This is a genomic window from Streptosporangium sp. NPDC001559 (assembly GCF_042893955.1).
Classification (GTDB): Bacteria; Actinomycetota; Actinomycetes; order Streptosporangiales; family Streptosporangiaceae; genus Streptosporangium.
Map to the genome: position 1 here is coordinate 408,980 of NZ_JBIAVG010000002.1, position 21,399 is coordinate 430,378.

Annotated in this window: 16 protein-coding genes; 4 read left to right on the plus strand and 12 right to left on the minus strand. The window is 72.9% G+C overall.

The genetic code is table 11. From position 1 onward, the window contains the following. Window positions 1-206 precede the first annotated feature (206 nt). From ACFYY8_RS05860 to ACFYY8_RS05900, 9 genes are all read right to left on the minus strand, one after another. A complete protein-coding gene (locus ACFYY8_RS05860; protein ID WP_390037561.1) occupies window positions 207-1,226 on the minus strand; it encodes a tellurite resistance/C4-dicarboxylate transporter family protein in 1,020 nt (339 codons plus the stop codon). Window positions 1,227-1,266: 40 nt separating this feature from the next. Beyond that, window positions 1,267-2,019, minus strand: coding sequence for a respiratory nitrate reductase subunit gamma (narI, locus tag ACFYY8_RS05865; protein ID WP_390037563.1), 753 nt, complete (start codon window positions 2,017-2,019; stop codon window positions 1,267-1,269). After that, complete coding sequence (narJ, locus tag ACFYY8_RS05870; protein WP_390037565.1) at window positions 2,016-2,645, minus strand: nitrate reductase molybdenum cofactor assembly chaperone; 630 nt, start codon at window positions 2,643-2,645, stop codon at window positions 2,016-2,018. Before narJ ends, narI begins: the two co-directional genes overlap by 4 nt. Next, a complete protein-coding gene (narH, locus tag ACFYY8_RS05875) occupies window positions 2,642-4,255 on the minus strand; it encodes a nitrate reductase subunit beta (RefSeq protein WP_390037567.1) in 1,614 nt (537 codons plus the stop codon). The genes narJ and narH overlap by 4 nt, the downstream gene beginning before the upstream one ends. Beyond that, window positions 4,255-7,950: a nitrate reductase subunit alpha gene (locus tag ACFYY8_RS05880; protein ID WP_390037569.1), complete on the minus strand. Its 3,696-nt coding sequence runs from the start codon at window positions 7,948-7,950 to the stop codon at window positions 4,255-4,257. The genes narH and ACFYY8_RS05880 overlap by 1 nt, the downstream gene beginning before the upstream one ends. Window positions 7,951-8,241: 291 nt before the next feature. After that, window positions 8,242-8,757: a lytic polysaccharide monooxygenase auxiliary activity family 9 protein gene (locus tag ACFYY8_RS05885; protein ID WP_390037571.1), complete on the minus strand. Its 516-nt coding sequence runs from the start codon at window positions 8,755-8,757 to the stop codon at window positions 8,242-8,244. Window positions 8,758-9,002: 245 nt separating this feature from the next. After that, complete coding sequence (locus ACFYY8_RS05890) at window positions 9,003-10,472, minus strand: SulP family inorganic anion transporter (RefSeq protein WP_390037573.1); 1,470 nt, start codon at window positions 10,470-10,472, stop codon at window positions 9,003-9,005. Between the two features lie 11 nt (window positions 10,473-10,483). After that, entirely contained in the window at window positions 10,484-11,068 is a 585-nt protein-coding gene (locus ACFYY8_RS05895) for a carbonic anhydrase (protein ID WP_390037575.1), read from the minus strand. Between the two features lie 398 nt (window positions 11,069-11,466). Further along, entirely contained in the window at window positions 11,467-11,940 is a 474-nt protein-coding gene (locus ACFYY8_RS05900) for a hypothetical protein (RefSeq protein WP_390037577.1), read from the minus strand. 581 nt (window positions 11,941-12,521) lie between these two features. Here ACFYY8_RS05900 and ACFYY8_RS05905 point away from each other — a divergent pair. Next, entirely contained in the window at window positions 12,522-15,098 is a 2,577-nt protein-coding gene (locus ACFYY8_RS05905; protein WP_390037579.1) for a DUF6493 family protein, read from the plus strand. Between the two features lie 2 nt (window positions 15,099-15,100). Continuing rightward, window positions 15,101-15,991: a hypothetical protein gene (locus ACFYY8_RS05910; protein WP_390037581.1), complete on the plus strand. Its 891-nt coding sequence runs from the start codon at window positions 15,101-15,103 to the stop codon at window positions 15,989-15,991. A 2-nt stretch (window positions 15,992-15,993) separates the two neighbouring features. Here the strand turns inward: ACFYY8_RS05910 and ACFYY8_RS05915 are convergent, their stop codons facing one another. The 3 genes from ACFYY8_RS05915 to ACFYY8_RS05925 all read right to left on the minus strand — a co-directional run bounded on the left by ACFYY8_RS05915 (window position 15,994) and on the right by ACFYY8_RS05925 (window position 19,375). Further along, on the minus strand, window positions 15,994-16,647 hold the full coding sequence (locus ACFYY8_RS05915; protein ID WP_390037583.1) for a response regulator: 654 nt from the start codon (window positions 16,645-16,647) through the stop codon (window positions 15,994-15,996). After that, complete coding sequence (locus ACFYY8_RS05920) at window positions 16,635-17,885, minus strand: sensor histidine kinase (RefSeq protein WP_390037585.1); 1,251 nt, start codon at window positions 17,883-17,885, stop codon at window positions 16,635-16,637. Before ACFYY8_RS05920 ends, ACFYY8_RS05915 begins: the two co-directional genes overlap by 13 nt. A 224-nt stretch (window positions 17,886-18,109) precedes the next feature. Next, a complete protein-coding gene (locus ACFYY8_RS05925) occupies window positions 18,110-19,375 on the minus strand; it encodes an alpha/beta hydrolase family protein (protein WP_390037587.1) in 1,266 nt (421 codons plus the stop codon). Between the two features lie 173 nt (window positions 19,376-19,548). Here ACFYY8_RS05925 and ACFYY8_RS05930 point away from each other — a divergent pair, with 173 nt between their 5' ends. Together ACFYY8_RS05930 and ACFYY8_RS05935 are read left to right on the plus strand one after the other, a co-directional pair. After that, window positions 19,549-20,724, plus strand: coding sequence for a sensor histidine kinase (locus tag ACFYY8_RS05930; protein WP_390037589.1), 1,176 nt, complete (start codon window positions 19,549-19,551; stop codon window positions 20,722-20,724). Further along, window positions 20,721-21,392, plus strand: coding sequence for a response regulator (locus ACFYY8_RS05935; protein ID WP_390037591.1), 672 nt, complete (start codon window positions 20,721-20,723; stop codon window positions 21,390-21,392). The genes ACFYY8_RS05930 and ACFYY8_RS05935 overlap by 4 nt, the downstream gene beginning before the upstream one ends. Window positions 21,393-21,399: the final 7 nt, after the last annotated feature.

Sequence of the window (21,399 nt, forward strand, 5' to 3'; positions counted from 1 at the left end):
CTTGGCCGTGCCGCGCGTGGCCGCATCGGAGGCTCACCGGATGCCGGCCCCCGGACCGTGGGGGCGATCCCGGGCCGCAGCGGGGCCGTTGACAGCTGTCTCTTGTTGATCTTCTGGCATGTTACCGACCATTACCGCCATGCGCGATAAATCGCATTTGAAGGTGATATATCCACACAATGGGTGGTCGTCGGGTGGCTCTCAGGTCAACCGGAGGAACGGGTCAGCGAGCGGGCGGCGCGGGCCAGGTGGACCGCCATCGCGCAGAACGTGAGAACCCAGGCCAGCAGCCCGAACCACACCTCGACGTCGCCGAAGGCCGCCACGAGGCCGAGACCGGTCGCCTCTCCCAGACCGTGGGAGGCGGCGGCGTAGGTGCCCAGGGGGAAGACCAGGCTCCACAACCCTGGCCCGTAGCGCAGCGGGACGCCGCGCCGTACGTGCCGCCACCAGCCCGCCAGGAGCAGGGCGAGGAAGACCCAGGTCGCGAACCCCCAGAAGACCACGCCCACGTGCAGGGCGAAGTCGCGGACCACCTCGGCGGCGGGCGCCTCCCGCATGCCCGCGATCTTCGCCGCCGCGACGACGCTGATCGCGTTGGCGCCCATCGCGACCCAGTAGGGCGGGTTCAGCTCGTCGGCGTCCATCTCGAACAGCATCAGCCGGAAGCACACGACGACGCCGACCAGCAGATAGAGCCACATGGAGATCGACCAGACCACCACGGCGAACAGCGCCAGGGCGTCCCGGGGACCGGCCCCGGCGCGTTCGAGCGTCGCGGCGAGGATCGCGACGGACTGCCCGCCGACGACCCAGACGAACCAGGTCCCGTTGGCCCGCGCCAGGGCCTTGACGCTCTCGTGCCGCAGCACGCTCGCCCAGGGAACGAGATAGGCCAGGACGAGCCAGCTGAGCGCGCCGACGACGAGGAACACCGTCGCGACCCCGAGACGGCCGTCCATCGCGATCCGGGTGCCGAGCAGGTCGGTCGCGGCGACGAAGGTGAAGAAACCGAAGGCCTTCGCCGGGTCGCCCAGGTCGCGGGCCGTCTCCGCCCGGCAGCCGAGCAGCCGCCACCCTGACAGGACCAGCAGCACGGCGTAACCCGCGATCCCCACCCAGAGCAGGACGGCCGAGAGCGCCTTCAGTCCCATGGCGCGCGTGTCGACCGAGATGATGCCCGTCGCCATCACCATGGCGAAGTAGGCGGGCTCCAGGTTTCGCACCGCGGCCCACCGTACGTCCCCCGGGGACGGCAGGCGCATCTCAGGTGGGTCCGCCGATCCTGCGCCATCTGCGGCCCGCCGTACCGGGCTCGGGCGGCAGGATGACCCCGCGGCTGCGGTAGACCACGAACGGCCGCCACAGGTACCACAACGGGAAGCTCCAGGCGTGGACCAGGCGGCTGAACGGCCAGACCGCCCACAGGACCCAGGCGGCCGTCGCGTGCAGCCGGTAGACCGCGGGCGCGTTCGCCACGGCGGCGACGTCGGGCGAGCCGGTGAACAGGCCGCGGAACCACGGGGCCACGGTGAGCCGGTAGTTGTATCCCGGCCCCAGCAGGTTCCACCAGATGGTGGGCACGACCCCGGTGATCACGATGACCAGCAGCAGCACCAGGGCGACGTAGTCGACCTTCGCCGTCGTGGCCCTGACCCGCCGGACGAGCATCCTGCGACTGGCGAGGATCACGATGCCGACCACCACCACGACCGCGGCCAGCCCGCCGCCGACCGCGGAGAACCACCGGTAGACCTCCTCCGGGATCCCGAGGGCCTGGGTGAAGGAGGCCGGGACGAGAATGCCCATGACGTGCCCGAGGATCGCGGCGAACGCCCCGTAGTGGAACAGCGGCGCCCCCCATTTGAGCAGCCGGTGCTCAAGGAGCTCGGTCGAGTAGCAGTCCCAGCCGAACCTGTCGTAGCGCCACCGCCACACGTGGCCGACCACGAAGACGGTCATCGCCACGTAGGGCAGCACGACCCACCAGAACACGTCCAGGGCGCCGACGCCGTTCAACGGCCCTCCTGTCCACCGGCCAGGCCGGAGAGGTACTCCGGGGGCGCGAACGGTTCGAGCCCGACCTCCTCACTGGGCGGGCCGCTCTCCCACAGCGCCCGCACCGCCCTCAGCTCCGCGCGCCGCAGCCCGGGAAGCAGCGCGCAGACCGCCTCGACGACATGCGTGTACGGCGTGCCCGCCGCCTCGAGCGACCGCCTGAGCAGGTCGAGGTCGGTGCGGCGGCGGCGCAGCAACTCCATCCCCTCCGGGTGGAGGGCGGCGAACTCGAGCACGAGCGGCAGGAAGTCGGGCAGTTCCTCCTCGCAGGGCAGCAGCCCCGCCCGCCGGTAGGCGGCCTTGTAGGCGAGCATCGCCATCCCGCGCCCGCGCGTGTCGCCGTGCCGGTGGTAACTCAGGTAGAGGGCGCAGCGGTGACGCAGGTCGAAGGTCTCCACGTAGTGCCCGACCACCTCACCGGGCGGTTCGGTCCGCAGCCAGGCCAGGAAGGCGGCGAACCCCGCCCGCGCGGCCCTCGGCGTGGCACGGGCGGCCTCGTCGAGCCGGTCGGCCCCCTCGAACAGGGCCGGTCGCGGGTACTGCAGCAGCACCGAGGCCAGCTTGCACGCCGTCTCGGCCGCGTTCACGTCGCCTCCCCCTGAGCCCCGGGGAACAGCCGCGACGGGTCGCCGGTGCCGTCCCAGCCGAGCAGGTTGGCGTGCATCCGGCCGTCCTGCCCGCGGAAGACGGGCGGTTCCCCGGCCGGGGCGGAAGGCGGTCCGTGGCCGCCCATGCCGGGCCCGCCCTCACCGTCGAGGCTGCAGAACAGCTCCTGGTGCTGGGCGGTCAGCGCCCCGGCCTCCTCGGCGTGGACCTGCGGGATGACGTAGCGGTCCTCGTACTTGGCGATCGCCAGCAGCCGGTACAGGTCGTCCACGTCGTCGGGGGTCATGCCGACCGAGTGCGGCACCTCCTCCCCGGGGTCCCTGCCGAGCTGTACGGCCCGCATGACCGCCCTGACCGCGGCGAGCCTGCGCAGCACCAGGCGCACGGTCTCCGTCCTGCCGGCGGTGAAGAGGTTGGCCAGATACTCGACGGGCACCCGCAGCGCGTCGATGGCGGCGAAGACCCGGTCGGGGTCGGCCGGGTCGTAGCCCTCGGCGTGCGCGACGTCGGCGACCGGCGACAACGGCGGGATGTACCAGACCATGGGCAGCGTGCGGAACTCCGGATGCAGCGGCAGCGCCACCCGGTGCCGGACGGCCAGCGCGTGCACCGGGGAGCGCACGGCCGCCTCGATCCAGTCGTCCGGGATGCCGCAGCGCGCGGCCTCCGCCCTGACGTGCGGGTCACCCGGGTCGAGGAACACCGACAGCTGCGCCTCGTAGAGGTCCTGCGGGTCCGGTGTCGAGGCCGCGGCGAGCACCGCGTCGGCGTCGTAGAGCAGCAGCCCGAGATAGCGCAGCCGTCCCACGCACGTCTCCGAGCAGATCGTGGGCTGGCCCGACTCGATCCTGGGGAAGCAGAACGTGCACTTCTCGGCCTTGCCGGTCTTGTAGTTGAAGTACACCTTCTTGTACGGGCAGCCGGAGACGCAGAACCGCCAGCCCCGGCACCGGTTCTGGTCGACCAGGACGATGCCGTCCTCCTGCCGCTTGTACATCGCCCCCGACGGGCACGAGGCCACGCACGAGGGGTTCAGGCAGTGCTCGCAGATGCGCGGCAGGTAGAACATGAAGACCTGCTCGAACTCCATCCGCACCCGCTCCTGGAGCCCTTCGAGGTCCGGGTCCCCCGGAGCGTGCTCGGGCGCGCCCGCCAGGTCGTCGTCGAAGTTGCTGCCCCACCGGATGCGCATGTCCTCGCCGGTGAGGGTGGAGACGGAGTGCGCGCTGGGGTTGACCGTGCCCAGCGGCGCGTCGATGACGGTGCGGTAGTCGTAGGTCCACGGCTCGCCGTAGTCGTCGATCGAGGGCAGGTCGGGGTTGTAGAACATCTCCAGCAGGCGGCGCAGCCTGCCGCCCGCCCTGAGCGTGAGCCGCCCCCTGCCGTCCAGTTTCCAGCCGCCCCGCCACTGCCGCTGGTCCTCGTAACGTCTGGGGTAGCCGACCCCCGGCTTGGTCTCGACGTTGTTGAAGTAGACGTACTCCAGGCCCGGCCGGTTGGTCCAGACCTGCTTGCAGGTGACCGAGCAGGTGTGACAGCCGATGCACTTGTCGAGGTTCATCACCATCGCGACCTGCGCCATGACGCGCATCAGAACCGCACCTCCTGTGACCGCCTGCGAATGACGACGAACTCGTCCCGCTGGAACCCCGACGGGCCGTAGTAGTTGAAGGCGAACGTGAGCTGGCCGTACCCGCCGATCATGTGGGTGGGCTTGACGATCACCCTGGTCAGCGAGTTGTCCGCGCCTCCGGGCTCGCCGGAGATCTCCGAGTGGGGGGTCATCAGGTTGCGGTCCTTGGCGTGGTACATGAAGACCGTCCCCTCCGGCATCCGGTGGGTGACCACGGCGCGGCAGGCGACCACGCCGTTGCGGTTGTAGGCCTCGATCCAGTCGTTGTCGGCGACCCCGATCCGCTCGGCGTCCTGACGGCTCATCCAGATGACCGGGCCGCCGCGGAACAGCCGCAGCATGTGCAGGTTGTCCTGGTACTCGGAGTGGATCGACCACTTGGAGTGCGGGGTGAGGTAGCGCACCGTCACCTCGGGGCGGCCGTCCTCGCCCAGCCCCTGGGAGCCGAACAGCCGGGCGTAGTTGAGCGGCGGACGGTAGTTCGGCAGCATCTCGCCGTACTCGGCGAGCCAGTCGTGGTCGAGGAGGAAGTGCATGCGCCCGGTCAGCGTGTGCCACGGTTTGCGGCGCTCGACGTTCATCGTGAACGGCGAGTAGCGCCGCCCGCCGTTCTCCAGGCCGGACCACTCGGGGGAGGCGAACACGGTCCTGGGCTGGACCTGGGTGTCGGTGAAGCTGATCCGCCGGCCCGCGTTCTCCTCGGCCAGGTCGGCGAAGCTCACCCCGGTGCGCTCGCCCAGCGCCCGCCACCCCTGGACGCCGACCTGCCCGTTGGTGCTGCAGGAGAGCGCCATGATGGCCTCGGCCATGTTCACGTCGCGTGCCAGCGAGGGACGGCCGTCGCCGGGCCCGCCGCGCACCAGGCCGTTGTCGCGCCCGAGCTGACCGACGGCGGCCGAGGGCACCCAGGAGATGCCCTTGCACGCGGTGCCGAGGGTGTCGACGAGCGGGCCGAGCGCCGCCATCTTGCCGGCTATGGCGCCGTAGTCCCGTTCGATCGTGACCAGCTTCGGCATCGTCATACCCGGCACGGGCTCGCACTGCCCCGCCTTCCAGTCGAGCACCCTGCCGCCGGGCTGGGCCAGCTCGTCCGGGGTGTCATGGGTCAGCGGCGAGGCCACCACGTCGGTGCGGGTGCCCAGGTGCACGGCACCGAGCCGGGACACCTCCTCGGCGATCGTCATGAACGCCTCGAAGTCGCTGCGCGCCTCCCAGGGCGGGGCGATGGCCGGGTTGAAGGAGTGGATGAACGGATGCATGTCCGTGGTGGACAGGTCGTACTTCTCGTACCAGGTCGCCGCGGGCAGCACCACGTCCGAGTAGGTGCAGGTGCCGGTCATCCGGAAGTCGATCGTGACGAGCAGGTCGAGCTTGCCGCGCGGCGCCTCCGCGCGCCAGGTCACCTCCGCGGGCCGTACGGCGGGCGGCGACTCCTCCGCCCTGACCGCGTCGACGGTGCCGAGCAGGTGCCGCATGAAGTACTCCATGCCCTTGCCCGAGGAGCCGAACAGGTTGGCCCGCCAGGCGATCAGGACACGCGGGAAGTTGCGCGGGTCGTCGGGGTCCTCGGCGGCGAAGCGCAGCCGTCCCGCCTTCAGTTCCGCCACGACGTGGTCGGCGACGGGTCGTCCCGCCCGTACGGCCTCGTCGGCGAGGTCGAGCGGGTTGCGGTCGAAGGCGGGGGCCGCGGAGGTCCAGCCGAGCCGCTGGGCCTGCACGACGCAGTCGGCGAAGGAGCGGCCCTCGAACAGCCCGGGCCCGAGCGGGCTGGACAGCTCTCCCGCGCCGAACAGCTCGTAGCGCCACTGGTCGGTGTGCAGGTACCAGTACGGCGTCGCGGCCGTCTGCCGGGCGGGCCGCTGCCAGTCGAGCGCGAAGGCGAGCTGCGACCAGCCGGTGAGCGGGCGGATCTTCTCCTGCCCGACGTAGTGGGCCCAGCCGCCGCCGTTGACCCCCTGGCAGCCGCACAGCATGATCAGCGTGAGGAAGGCCCGGTAGGTCTGGTCGGAGTTGCACCACTGGTTGGTGCCACCGCCCATGCAGATCATCGACCGGCCCCGGGAGACCTCGGCGTTGCGGGCGAACTCCCTGGCCACCCGGGTCGCCGCGACGGCGGGCACCGAGGTGATCGCCTCCTGCCAGGCGGGGGTGAACGGCTCGGGGTCGTCGTAGCCCGTGGGCCACCGACCGGGCAGGCCGTCGCGTCGTACGGCGTAGTGCGCCATCACCAGGTCGAAGACCGTCGTGACCAGGTGGCCGCCGACCCGCGTCACCGGAACCCCCCGGCGCACGCTCGTGCCGCCCTCGGTCGCCCCGGCGTCGAAGCGGGGCAGGTCGACGGCGAGCGCGTCGGTGTGCCTGCCGTACAGGGTCAGCAGGGGGTCGACCCCGTCCAGGCCGAGGTTCCAGCGGCCCTTGCCCGCCTCGCCGAAGCGGAAGCCGAGCGAGCCGTTGGGCACCTTCGGCGCGCCGTCCGCCGCGTCGAGCAGCACCTGCTTGTGCGCGGCGCCCTCACCGGTCTCGCCGATGTCGGCCGCGGTCAGGAAACGGCCGGGCACGTGGGCGTCACCGCGTTCGGTCAGCGTCACCAGCAGCGGCAGGTCGGTGTAGGACTTGACGTAGTCGGTGAAGTAGGGCACCTGGCGGTCGCGGAAGAACTCCGAGAGCACGACGTGCCCCATGGCCATGGCCAGCGCGCCGTCGGTGCCGGGACGGGCCGCCAGCCAGTCGTCGGCGAACTTGGTGTGGTCGGAGTAGTCGGGGGAGACCACGACGACCTTCTGCCCCCGGTAACGCGCCTCGGTCATGAAGTGCGCGTCCGGGGTGCGGGTGATGGGCAGGTTCGTCCCCCAGACCATCAGGTAGGAGGAGTTCCACCAGTCGCCGGACTCGGGCACGTCCGTCTGGTCGCCGAAGACCTGTGGTGAGGCGATCGGCAGGTCGGCGTACCAGTCGTAGAACGACAGGATGGTGCCGCCGATCAGCGAGAGGAAGCGCGTCCCGGCCGTGTAGGACACCAGCGACATCCCCGGGATGGGGGAGAAGCCCGCCACCCGGTCAGGGCCGTACTCCTTGATGGTGTGCACGTGGGCGGCGGCGATCAGCTCGCTCACCTCGGGCCAGGTCGAGCGGACGAACCCGCCCTTGCCCCGCGCCTGCTTGTACCGGGCGGCCCGTTCGGGGTCGCCGGTGATCTCCGCCCAGGCCAGGACCGGGTCGCCGAGCCGCTCACGCTCCTGCCGCCACATCTCCAGCAGGGGCCCCCGCACGTACGGGTGGCGCACCCGGGAGGGGGAGTAGGTGTACCAGGAGAACGCCGCGCCCCTCGGGCAGCCGCGTGGCTCGTACTCGGGGGAGTCCGTCCCGGTCGAGGGGTAGTCGGTCTGCTGGGTCTCCCAGGTGATGATCCCGTCCTTGACGTAGACCTTCCAGGAGCACGATCCGGTGCAGTTCACCCCGTGGGTCGAGCGCACCACCTTGTCGTGGCGCCAGCGCTCGCGGTAGAACTCCTCGGCGCCCCGCCCGTCGACGTGGTACAGGTCGTGCCGATCCCGCGAGGGCGTGCCCGTGGTGAAGAACTGCGCGGCGCGCAGCAGCGCCTCGGCGGGCTTGCCGCCGGGCGGTGGAGGCGAGGAAGCCGCCGGTTCTGCCATAAGATCACCCCGATTTAATACGGTATGCCGGAAAGGCAATACCGCTTGATTCTTTGGGTGAAATATGGCGATTAAATTGCTTTAATGGATTTAAGGGGAAATGTTTGGATTGTGGCTGTTGACCAGGGGAAACGCCGGTTCTCCGGGGAGCTCCCCGGCTGATTCCCGTGGCAGTGTTTTGCGTTCTCCGTCGGGAGAATTGGCGGCCTCGTTGAGGAGAACCGGGTGTGGAGAACGCGATCGGGGAAACGGGAGGGCGGGGCGCACGCCCTCCCACGGGCCGGATCCGGGCTAGCGGACCTGGACGTCGACGCAGTTGTAGAAGGCGTTCACGGTGTCGGCGACGTTCCAGACGGCCAGGATCTTGTGGCGGCCGCCGGGAAGCCCGCTGATGGTGTGCGAGATGTTCGACGGCGGCTGGGTGTTGCCCTGGTTGAAGGTCTTGAACAGGGCGCCGTCGACGTAGTACTGCCAGGTGCTGGTGCGGTGCGCGGCGGTCAGCCGCCACTGGAAGGTGACCGTGCTGGAGACGGCCGTCGTGGGCCAGCCCTTGCCCTCGTTGTCAAGGACACGCCATCCGCTGCCGCCGCTGCACAGCCTCGAACCCTTGGGGGCCTCGACGCTCTGCGGCTCGTACTCGAGTCCGCCGCATCCGCTGACGCGCCTGCTGGCGCACATGTCCTGCCTGCTGGGCGGGGAGGTGATCCAGCCGTGGGCGCTGGCCGGGGCCGCGGTGGTGAGGACCACCGTCAGCGGTACGGCCAGCAGCACGGACAGGGCGGTGATCAGGCGCTGCCTGATGCTCATGGGGGCTCCTTTCAGCCGACGCGCCCGGGGGGTTGTGGCGCGCGCCGTCGGTGCCGTTGGGGGGTGTACGGCGTCACCAGGGGCGGTGACGTCGTCGGCAGCATAACTCGATCCGTACCTAACTGTTAAGATTCTTGTCAGTTAATTTTGCTTGTTGCGTATCCGCCGGACCTTCCGGCGGCCGATTCGGGAATGGTGCCCGACCCGTTGAGCCGGCGTCCGGCACCATTCCGCGCGTCGTCCTGTCAGGTGCCGGTCAGGACCGGGGGCACCGAGACCGCGGGGGTTCCCTCCCGGTTGTGCCCGGCGGCCCACGAGGTCAGCGCCGTACGGCAGGCGTGGTCCAGATGCCGCAACCCGGACAGTTCCAGCTCGATGTGCCGGTCGCGAGGCAGCGCCTCCAGGGTGTCGAGCATCTTGGGCAGCCGCAGGAAGGTGGCGTTGCCGCTGAGCGTGACCCTGATCGGCCCGTCCTGGGTCTCCTCGTCCACCTCCAGATGGATGTGCGAGGTCTCCCAGGCGGTCTTGACCACCGCCATGAGCAACCCGATCAGCACCCCCTCGAACAGGTTGAGGGCGACGACCGCGACCGCGGTGCACACCAGGATCACCGCCTCGCCCCGGTGCCGCCGCCACAGCGAGAGCAGCTGCGCGGTCGGGATGAGCTTCCAGCCGGTGTGCACCAGGACGCCCGCGAGCGCGGCCAGCGGGATGACCTCAAGCGCCGCGGGCAGCAGGGCGGCGAACAGCAGCAGCCACAGCCCGTGCAGCACGCGGGACACCTTGGTCCGCGCGCCCGCCCGCACGTTGGCCGAACTGCGCACGATCACCGCCGTCATCGGCAGCGCGCCGAGCGCCCCGCAGACGGTGTTGCCCACTCCCTGGGCCATGAGCTCCTTGTCGTAGTCGGTGCGGGGGCCGTCGTGCATGCGGTCGACGGCCGCCGCGCTGAACAGGCTCTCGGCCGAGGAGATCAGGGTGAACGCCACGACGGTGCCGAGGAAGCCGATCTCGGCGAGCGGTGCCAGATCGTCGAGGCCGGGTGGCCTGATCGCGCCGAGCAGGCCGTTCACCTCCAGCCTGGCCACCGGCAGGCCGAGGAACGCGACGGCGGCGGTGGCCAGCGCGACCGCGGCGAGCGGCGCGGGGACCATCCGGGCCCGCGCGGGCAGCCGCGGCCACAGCGCCAGCAGTAAGACGGTGCCCGTGCCGACGGCGACGGCGGCCAGGACATTCGGTGAGGTGAGGGAACTCGCGGCCAGCGCGGGCAGGCCCGCCAGCTTGCCGAGACCGGAGCCGGGGGCGGAGACGCCGGCCATCGCGTACAGCTGCCCGGCGATGATGGTCAGCCCGATCCCGGCGAGCATCCCCTCGACGACGGCGATGGAGATGGCGCGGAACCAGCGGCCGAACCGCAGCGCCCCGAGCAGCAGCTGCAGGAGCCCTGCCGCCAGGACGAGCGTGCCGAGGGCGGGCAGGCCGTAGAGCCGTACGGCCTCGAAGACCAGGACGGTCAGGCCCGCGGCCGGGCCGCTGACCTGCAGACTGCTGCCGGGCAGCAGTCCGGTGACCAGGCCGCCGACGATGCCGGTGATCAGCCCGAGCTCGGCGGGCACGCCCGAGGCGACGGCGACGCCGACGCACAGCGGCAGGGCGACGAGGAAGACGACGACGGAGGCGGCGACGTCGCCACGCAGGGTCGAGGTTCTCAGCATGGTGGTCACCGTCACAGGGGCAGGAACGTGTCGTGGCCGGGACGGTGGGCGAACACCATGCCCGTGTGCACCTCGTAGAACCAGCCGTGCAGCCGCATCCGGCCCTCCTCGATCCGCCGCCGCACGGCGGGGTAGGCGTGCAGCCGGTCCAGCTGGGTCAGGATGTGCTGCTTCGTCGCCGACCCGAGGTCGGTCCGCTCGTCGCCGAGGGAGTCGGCGGCGTGGGCCAGCCAGCCGCCCATGGCGGGGACGGCGGCCAGGTCGTCGCGGCGGACCACGGCGCCGACCGCGGCGCAGTGCGAGTGACCGCAGACCACGATGTCGCCGATGTCCAGGGCCTCGACCGCGAACTCGACGGTGGCGGCCTCGCCGGAGGGGCGGTCGAGGTCATAGCGGGGCACGATGCCGCCCGCGGTGCGCAGCTCGAACAGCTCACCCGGGCGCGCGCCGGTGATCAGGGACGGGACGACACGGGAGTCGGAGCAGGTGATGAAGAGCGCGAGCGGGGCCTGACCGGCGGCGTGCCGGTCGAGCCGCTCCCCGGCGACGGCGGCGCGGGCGGGGAAGGAACGGGCGTGCTCGATGAATGCGTGCATGCGAAAGCCCTTCGGACAGTCGTTGCTTCGGACACGTCGGTGAAGCGGAGGTGGTCGTGAGGACCGGGGAGCCGGGCGTGCCCGAAGGCACGCGGGACACGCGGACGTCCGGTGCTCGCGACCGGCGGCGCGGGCCCGTGGGCCGGCTCACTCGCCCGGCCTGGGGGAGGGCCGGGCTCGCTCCCGCGACGCGCTCCGGCCGGTCAGGCGCGGAGGGCGGCGGGGGAGGACGGGCGAGGGGCGGTTACCGCCTTCCTCGCAGGGGGGATTGAGCGGTGCGCGTCGCACCGCGGCGCCGTCTCACGCGGCCCCGGCTCGCACCTCACATGTCCGCCCGTCCAGCGGGGCGGTGGCGGGGAAGGAGGTCGAGGCGGGCGCCTGGGAGACGGCGGGCCCTGTCAGCAGCGGAACACCTGCAGCCGGGACTGTGAGGGAGCCGCGACGGCCGTTTCGCGCCGCCCGGCTCCGGGACGTGAGAGAGACCGCGCCGACGTCTCCGCGGAAGGGAGCGCCGTCGTCGTGTGCTGACCCGGGCCGCGCAGCGGGGACAGGCACTGCGGCCCGCCCGCCCACCGCGCGGGCGCCTGGTGGCGGCAGCCACGGGTGGGCAGGTCGGTGCCGCCGTGGTCGGGGTTCGGCTCCGCCTCCCGGCCCGGGCCTCTCGGAGTCGCCGAGGCTCCGGGGGCGGAGGCGGAGGCGGCCCTGACGGTCCGCGCCGTGCCACCCGTGCCGCCCGAGGTGAAGATCGTCATGAAGGCGGAGACGGCGCTCGGCGGCGCCGTCCTGCGGTCGCCGTCAGGAGCGACGACGACGTTCGTCAACAGGAAGGCGGTCACCACGGCCATGATCCAGGCCGGCACGTGACGCGCCACGACAAACCTCCATGACATTAGCGTTATCGCCGCTGAGACGACTTTCACCACAAATGCTAATCGAAAGAACGGGCCGTTCCCACGATTCATCGTGGGCATAATTCCGTGACCGGCTGGTTACGCTGGGCATAACTATGAATGTCCGGGATGTGCGCGCAAAGCGGGATCAGGGTGGAGAAGCGAAGGGCTGTCCGGGATAAAAGACGAGGTCTGCTCATCTATACGGCCTCTCCGGGGTTCGGGCCCCGCCGGGAGGATGCCATGTTTCCCCGGTGGGTGACGGCCGTTCCCTCTTTGCCGTCGCCCATTTCCATGGCGTTTCCCGCCGTCCGGCGCCTCTTTCCTCGGTGCGGCGGGTGTCGTGTGACGGAAATCACACGATATACCACCCCAAAAAGGCGCAGGTATATAGCGATTAACCAGCACTTATGGCCTTTTAGGTCCCTATCAAGGGGGAAGCGTGTAAAGGGGTATTTGGTGTTTTTGTCAGACGCTTCCCGGGACACCCCGCGGGCCGGGGCCGTTCCCGGCGTGCCGGTGAGGGTCGAAAGTGTCGGCGGCGCTGGCTAGTGTCCCCAGCCGTGGAGCACTGGGACGAGGTCAGGAAACTGATCGAGGAAAGACGCGCCGACCGGCTCGCCGGGCGGATCACGACGCTGGGTGCCGAGGCCCGCAAGGAGGTCGCGGCCCGGCTGCCCGGCCTGCTGAAGGAACTGCGGGGCCGCTCCGACCGGTGGGACGACTCCCTGGTCCGCCACGGCACCGCGCTGCGGGTCGCGGGCGCGGGCACCCTCGGCGGCGCCGCGGCCGTCGCGTCCTGGCTGTACCGGCGCGACTTCGCCCCGCAGTGGGCGGGTCCCGACAACGACGTGCACCTCGTCCTGGCGGTGATCGCCGACCGCCCCGCCGCCTGGCGCGCCGACCTGGCCCGGCGGCTCGCGTCGCGCACCCGCACCCCCGACGACCGGGGCATGACACTCGCCCTGACCCTGTTGCGCGAGACCGGCGTCGAGCCTCCGCCGCACGACCCGCTGGTCGCGGGCTGGGTGAGCCGCAGGCCCTCGCGCCTGGCCGCCGACCCGCTGCTCGGCCACCTGCTGCCCCGGCTGTTCGAGGCCCAGGGGGCAGGCCGGGCCCTGCGGGGCGAGAAGGAGCCGGACAGGGGCTGGCTGGCCGCCCTGTCCGGGCTGGCGGAGACGGGCCGGGTGCGGCGCGAGACCCTGGTCGAGGGCTGCCTGCGCCGCTTCCTGCTCGGCGGAACCGCCACCGACCTGCGCTTCTTCGTCCACCTGCACGAGGCGCTCGACCCCTCGCCCGAGGAGGTCGCCTCCCGCGCGCGCGACTACCTGCGCCTGCTGGCCGTCTCCCCGGGCCCGGTCGCCACGCTGGCCGTACGGCGCCTGCGCGGACACGATCTCACCGCGGACGACCTCGCCGAGGCGTGGGACTGCCTGCTGTTCCGCCAGGAACGCGTCCTGGTGCGCGCCGGACTGTCATGGCTCGACCGTTCCGTGCGGCGCGACCCCGCCCTGGCCGGGGTGGCGGCCGCGCCACTGGCCCGGGCCTTCGCCGCGGAGTCCGTGGAGCTCCAGGCCAGGGCCGTCGAGCTGGCCCTCGCGCACGCGGACGCCATGGGCGAGGAGGGGCGCGCCCGCGTGCGCGAGTCGGCGGCCCTGCTCGCCCCCCACCTCGCCGACCGGGCCGCCGCCGCCTTCGAGGAAGGCCACGGCACCGGTACGGCTCCGCGCCCCGGGCCCGTGTTCGCTCCGCCGCCGCTGCCCGAGCCCGGGGAACGTTCCCACACCCTGCCGCCCCCGCCCGCCTCGGCCGATGAGCTGGCCGAGCTGCTGGAGCGGCGGGACGACTCCTGGCAGTCATGGGAACGGCTGCTGGCCGGGTTCGTCACCCTCGCCGTCCGCGACCGGGCGGGGCTGACGGCCGCGCTGCGCCCCTGGCTGCTCGGCGAGCCCGCCTGGCCGTACCGGGAGGAGACCTGGGAGCGGACGGACCAGTGGTTCTGGGGCGCCGTCCGTTCGCTGAGCACGTCCGGCTCGGGCCGGGGCGTCTGGCGGACCCTCATGCCGCCGAAGGATCTGGCCGCCCCGTACGTTCTCCTGCTGCACCGCGCGGCCGAGGTCCTGCGCGCGGTTGAGGAGGACACCCTGCCGCCGGCGCTGCTGGCCACGCCGACCCACGAAACCGGGCACGTGGCGGCGGCCGAGCTGGTCAGGCGGATGGAGGTCGTCGAGGCGGCAGGGGCGAGGCCGCTCGCCGCCGACCTGCAACAGGCGCTGCTGCGGCTGCCGCGCGTCCCCGATCCCGAGGCGGCGGAGCGGGCGGCCCGGCTGACGTCGGCCGCGGGCGCGATCCTCGCCGAGTGGATCCGCCCCGGGGCCGGCTCCGGGGCCGTCGCCGAGGTCGAGGTCGACCTCGGCTGGACGACGGAGAACGAGGTCGGGCGGGACGGCACGCGCCCGGTCCCGGTGATCACCGCCCCGCCGACCGGCCTGCCGCTGGTCGACCTGATGTTCCGCGCCCCCAGGCACGGCGCCGGTGCCGGGCACTCCGGCTGGTGGCCCTCGACCCTGCCCTCGCACCGCGAGGTGGCCGCCGCGCACCTCGTGCCCTACACGCTCAGGCGCTCCTGGGGCGTCCCGGCCGCAGGACCGGAGCAGATCCGCGACCTCGTCAGGGCGGAGGGGCCCGCCGGGGCGGCGTTCTCCGCGGTGCTCGCCCGCTTCCTCGCCGACCCACGGGCGCCGGAGGCGGTCGACGCGCTCGTCGAGGCCGCCGCCCGGGACGGGCTGCCCACCGGTGAGATCGGCCGTCAGATCGGGTTCCTGGTGGCCGTGGGCGAGGTCAGGGTGACCGACGTGGCCGCCGCGCTCGACACGGCGGCCAGGCGGGGCGCCCACGAGAGCGTGTGGCGGATCGCCGCCGCCGCGCTGCCCACGCTGCTCCCCGCCCCCGGCGAGCGTCCGCGCAACGGGCTGGCCGGGTTCGTCATGCTCGCCGCCACGGTCGCCGGGTGGTGCGGCGCGCGCGGCGAGATCCCCCAGGTGCGCGACATGGCGGCCCGCAAGGGCGGCAGCGGGCTGCTCCGCGAGGTCCGCGCGCTGCACGACCTGCTCACCGGCGGCACCGCCAAGAAAGGATGATCATGGAATCCGGATACTGGCGCTCCCGTCACGAGGAGGGGCACGGCATGCGGGCGGCCGTCGGCGACCTCGTCCGCGCCGCCGCGGAGCCCGGCTGGTCGCGGCTCACCGCCCGGCACGCCCAGGTCGGCACGCGCACGCGGACCACCGTCCTGCGCGACGGCCGCGAGATCACCGTCGAAGGTCTCGCCGAAGACCTCGCGGTGCCGTTCCGGCGGCTGCGTGAGCTGTCACACCGGGCGGGGGAGGGCACCTGGTTCACCTGCGAGCTGTCCTTCTCCCCGCGCGGCAGGGGCTACACCGGCCACGTCGACTCCCGGACCCGGCCGTTCGAGCGGGTGCCCGCGACGGCGGCGCTGACGGAGCTGACCCTGTTCCCCCGCGACGAACCGCCGGACTGGCTGCTGGCCGCGCTGCCGACCGCCGCGCCCCTCGGGCTCGCCGTCGCCTACGGCGGCGACCACGAGCGCCGGAGCCCCGGTGAGCCCCCGCCGCCCTCCCTGCCGGTCACCGGAGAGCTGTCCTACCTCCCCGAGGCCACCATGACCGCCCGCTCCTTCGAGCACACCTGGGAGTACGGCCAGCCGACGGTCTTCCTCCGGGAGCGTCCCGGGGACCGGCAGGCCGGGCACCTGCTGGTCTCCCGGCACCGGGACACCTTCTGGATGGCGCGCCACGGCATGCGCGGCAGCGGCGAGGGGCTGCGCGCGGTCACGCTGGACGGCCGGGTGCTCCGGTTCGAGCTGTCCCCGAGGACGGCCGACACCCTGGAGACCGAGACCGTCTTCGAGATCAGCCTCGACCTGCCCCAGGAGACCGTCGGCGAGATGCGCGCCGCCCTGTCCGGCATCCTGCGGGCCGTCACCCGGGCGCCGGAGCTCACCGGCCTGTGACCTCAGGGCGCCCCCCGCTCCAGATACTGCAGCACCGCGGCCACCCGCCGGTCGGTGCGGTCGCTCGGCGCCAGGTCCAGCTTGGCGAAGATGTTGCGGATGTGCTTGTGCACCGCGCCCTCGGTGACCACCAGTCGCTCGGCGATGGCCGTGTTGCCCAGCCCCTCCGCCATGAGCGCCAGCACGTCCAGCTCACGCGGGCTGAGCCGGTCGAGCCGCCTGCCGGGGCGGGTGTGCGACAGCAGCTGCGCGACCACCTCCGGGTCGATGGCCGTCCCGCCGCCCGCCACGCGGCGCAGGGCGGCCATGAACTCCTCGACCCGTCCCACCCGCTCCTTGAGCAGATAGCCGAGGCGGGCGCTGCCGTGGATCAGCAGGTCGGTGGCGAAGGCCTGCTCGACGTAGGCCGACAGCACCAGCACGGCCAGGTCCGGCCTGCGGCGCCTGGCCTCGACGGCGGCGACGATGCCCTCGTCGGTGTGGGTCGGCGGCATGCGCACGTCGACGACGGCCACGTCCGGCTCGTGGGTGTCGACGGCGTCGAGGAAGGCCTTCGGGCCGTCCACGGCGGCCACCACGTCGAGCGACTCGGCGCGCAGCAGCAGCGCGAGGCCCTCGCGCAGCAGGGGGTCGTCCTCGGCGATCACGATCCGCATGGCAGGCTCACCTTCAGCGTGGTCGGTCCCCCCGGGGGGCTGGTCATCATGAACGTCCCGTCGTGGGCCTCGGCCCGGCGGCGGATGCCGACGATCCCGGACCCGGCGTGCTCGTCGGCGCCGCCGTGACCGTCGTCGGTGATCTGGACGAGCAGCCGGTCCCGCCGCAGGCTCAGGTCGACGGAGACACGGCCTGCCCCGCTGTGCCTGGCGACGTTGGTCAGCGCCTCGGCCACCGTGAAGTAGGCGGTGGCCTCGACCGAGGCAGCGCATCTGCCCGGCAGGTCGGCGGTGACCGTACAGGGCACCGGGCAGGCGGCGGCGAGCCCGGACAGGGCGTCGGCCAGGCTCCTGTCCTCAAGGACCGGCGGCAGGATGGTGCGCACCACGGCGCGCAGCTCGGCCAGGGCCTGCTCGGCGGCGCCCTGGGCGCGTTCGAGGATCTCCCCGGCGCTCGCGGGGTCGCGGGCCACCGCCCGGCGGGCGGCGCCGAGCAGGACGGTGACGGCCACGATCCGGTTCTGGGTGCCGTCGTGCAGGGAACGCTCGATCCGCCGCAACTCGGCGGCGTGCGCGTCCAGCGCCGCGGCCCGGGTCGCGGTGAGGTGCGCGACCCGCAGGGCGAGGTCGCCGCCGGGACGCGCGCTCAGCAGCCGCCGCCCGGGCCAGGACTGCAGCCGCTCCAGGCCCGGGATGACCAGCAACGAGAGCGCGGTCCAGCCGACGGCGAACCCGCACACCGCCAGCGCGCTGCGCTGGTCGTCGACCCGCCAGAGGTTCAACGCCGCGTCCTCCGCCTCGCCCGGCGGCAGCAGCCGCCACCACAGCGGGAAGGTGAGGTCGCGCACCGCGGCGAGCGGCAGCGACATGGCGACCACACCGGTCAGCAACCCCAGCGTCGAGTGGCAGACGACCCAGCCCAGCTCTCCCCGGACGCCCGGGTCGGCCAGGGCGGCGCGCAGCCCAGGGGGCGGCGGCCCGGGACCGACCAGCTCGGGATCCCGCTGCGAAAGCCGGACCCGTTCCCGGTCGGCGACGACGCGCAGTCCGCGCAGCGCGACGGGGGCCACCGGCAGCCCGGCCCCGACCAGGCACAGCAGCGCGACCACGGTGAGCCAGAGCAGCGCGGTCAACGCCAGGATCCCGGTCCCCACCCCGCCGACGAGATGATCGAGCGCGTCGACGGTGACGCGGGACCGGGCGATCAGACCTTCCAGGCGCGTGCGGCGGGCCGTCACGGGACGCCTCCTGGAGCACGGCCCGCCGGGACACGGCTCGGGTGGGCCGTCGCCGGGTCACCGGGCGCCAGCACGGCCCGTCATATCCTCGTCCGCCTTCTCGTCCCGTCTCTTCGGCCACGCCCGGTGATCCGTCACCGGGATCTTGCGAACCTACATGTCATGATTTAACCAGCCCGTCACGGCGGCCGGGGCTCTGTCGCACCGGTTCCCCGGACGACGGGTCAGGGGATGAGGGAGACCTCGGGGAAGCGGGCGTCGGGGGCCTCGAACAGGGTGGTCGCCTTCCTCCGCAGGTGCAGGTCGAAGAAGGCCGCGACGTAGGCCCGCTGGGCCGCGACGGACCGGACCGGGTCGATGGTGCCGACGAAGTCGGCGACGGGCACCTTCGGCACCGTCTCCGCGATCTTCGGCAGCAGTGCCTGCAGGTCGGTGAACGAGCCGTGCGCCGCCCCTTTGAACCGAAGCTCCCGCTTCCAGCCGGTCGAGGCGCTCCAGAAGGACTTCCAGCTCGGTTCGCTCGCCCGGGTGTGCGCCTCGGCCGCCAGCTGCATGAACGGTTTGGCGACGCCGTCGTCCGCGACCCCGCCGACGTAGCCGCCGTCGAGGTTGACGCCCGCGTCCACGCGCGGGTCGTCGTGGACGAGCTGCGCCGCGACCGACCCGCCGAGGGACTGGCCGAGCGCCCCCACCCGGGACAGGTCGGGGGCGCCGCGCAGCCCGGCGGGCTCCCCCGCGCCGAGGGAGTCGCCGCGTCCCAGGGCGGCGATCCGGCCGAGGACGAACCGCATGTCCGCCAGACGGGCCCGCGAGTGCCGGTCGAGCAGCTTGGCGATGACGCGCGGGGTCAGCTTCGAGGGCAGCGGCAGCGCGCGCACGACCCGCCCGCCGGGGAACTCCACCTGGTCGGCCTCGTAGGTGTGGTCGACGGTGACGACCAGATAGCCGCGGGAGGCCAGGTCCTCGACCAGGGCGGTGCCGAGGGTGCGCGGTCCGCCGTCCCCGGAACCGAAGAGCACGACGGGCAGCCTGCCCGCGCCGCGGTCGACCGGCGCGCCGGGGCGGGCGTGGGTCGGGGTGGCGGCCCAGTCCACCGCGCCCGCCGGAACGCCCATGGGCGGCGCGGAGTGCCGGTCCCAGTCGGCCGCGGCCAGAGGAGCCATGTGCGGGGCCGTGCGCGGGTTCCCGCCGGTGTCCCTGGCCGGGTACCACAGGCTGACCATCAGCTCCCGGTAGGGCTTCGACCTGACCAGCGGGTCGGGGCGGGACCGATCGACCAGGCGCACGGCGAAGGTGCCGACGGGGTACGGCCCGCCGGGCGCGGGCAGCCTCATCGTGACGGGGGCCCCGGCCGAGGCGTGCGCGGCAGGGACGACGGAGGCGGTGACGGGCCCAGAGAGGGGCCCAGAGAAGGGCGCGGCGAGGGGAGCCGCGGCGACCGCGGTCAGCGCCAGACCGGCGACCGCCGAGGTGATCGTGCCGAAGGACATGTGGGACTCCTTACGAGCGGTGGATGCCTGCGCCGACGAGGCTGGCAGCGGGGCACGGCCCCGGGCCAGCGGCATACGGCTGATCCACGCCTACGACTTCCGGCTGAGGTGCCCGGACGCTCCTCCCTGAGAAGGATGGGGGGCGAACTCGCAGGACAAGTAGGGTGAGCGGCATGAAACGAGGCGACCGCCCGGTGGCCTGCGCCACGGAGCCGATCCGATGGCCGTCCCTGGCCGCCGACGCGCTGCCGGCCGCTGTGATCTTTCTCGTCACGCTCGGACCCGGCCAGGTGCTGTCCCGGGGAGAGCCGGGGACGCTGCTGCTCCAGGTGGCCCTGACGGCGCCGCTGCTGTGGCGGCGCCGCGCGCCGCTGACGGTCTTCTGCGCGGTCGGCGCCGCCGCCGCGATCCAGTGGGTCGCCGGCGTGCAGCTTCCCGCCGACGTCGCATTGCTGGTCGCCCTCTACACGGTCACCGCCCACCGTCCGTGGCGGTGGGCGCTCCCGGCGGCCCTCGCCCTGGAGGCCGGGGTGGTGCTGGCCGCGGCTCGGTGGGCGCCGCCGGGCCAGTTCCCGTTCTCGGTGGCCGCGCTGACCGCGATGGCCGCCGTCGCCGTCACCACGGGTCTGTGGGCGCGGGCCCGGCGGGCGTACGTCGCCTCGCTGGAACACGACCGTGAGCAGCGGGCCAGGCTCGCGGTCGCCGAGGAACGCGCCAGGATGACCCGCGACATGCACGACATCGTCACCCACAACCTGTCGGTCATGGTGGCGCTGGCCGACGGCGCCGCCCACGTACGGCACCGCGCGCCGGAGCGGGCGGCCGACGCGATGGAGCGGATCGCCGGCATCGGAAGGCAGGCGCTTGAGGACATGCGCCGCTCTCTCGGCGCCGGCGAACCCGGCACGGGTGAACCCGGCCCCGCCGAGCAGGCGGACGCCTCGCGCCACCCGGCGCCCGGGATCGACCAGCTGGGCCCTCTGGCCGACCGGATGCGCGCGGCCGGGCTGCCGACCAGCCTGCGGGTCGCCGGAGACCCCGGGACGATCCCCGCCGCCGCCCAGCTCACCGTCTACCGGCTGACCCAGGAGGCGCTGACGAACACGCTCAGACACGCGCCCGGCGCGACGGCCGAGGTCCGCGTCCGGCTGACGCCTCGGCGCGCCGAGGTGGAGATCGTCGACGACGGCCACCCCGGACGGGCGGCGGACGGGACGCCGGGGCGGGGCCTGGCCGGGATGCGCGAACGGGTCGCCGCCTACGACGGGACCCTGCACGCGGGTCCGGTGCCCGGCGGCGGCTGGCGGGTGGCGGCAGGGCTGAACCTGACAGGGGAGAGAAGACCGTGACGATCCGGTTGCTGATCGCCGACGACGAGTCGCTGCTGCGGATGGCCTTCCGGATGGTGTTCGAGGCCGAGCCGGACATGGAGGTGGCCGGGGAGGCGGGCGAGGGCGAGGAGGCCGTCAGGATGACCCGGCGGCTGCGCCCCGACGTGGTGCTGATGGACGTGCGCATGCCCGGCCTCGACGGGATCGAGGCCACCCGGAGGATCGTCAGGGACTGCCCACGCTCACGCGTGCTCATCCTGACCACCTTCGACCTGGACGAGTACGCCTTCGCAGGACTGAAGGCCGGGGCGGCCGGCTTCCTGCCGAAGAACACCCGGCCCGCCGAGCTGCTCGGCGCGATCCGCGACGTGGCGGCGGGGGAGGCCGCGCTGTCCCCGAGGGTCACCCGCCGCCTGCTTGAGAGGTTCGCCCCCCAGCTCACACCGTCCGTGGCCGAACGCGACGAGCGGCTGGCGCGGCTGACCTCCCGCGAGTACGAGGTGCTGGTCCAGGTGGCGCGCGGACTGTCCAACGCCGAGGCCGCCGCGGCGCTGAATCTGGCCGAGGCCACCGTGAAGACGCACCTCAGCCACGTCCTGCTGAAACTCGGGCTGCGCAGCCGCGCCCAGGTCGTGGTCTTCGCCTACGAGAGCGGCGTCGTGCGCCCCACGACCCTCCACGACTGACGGCCAC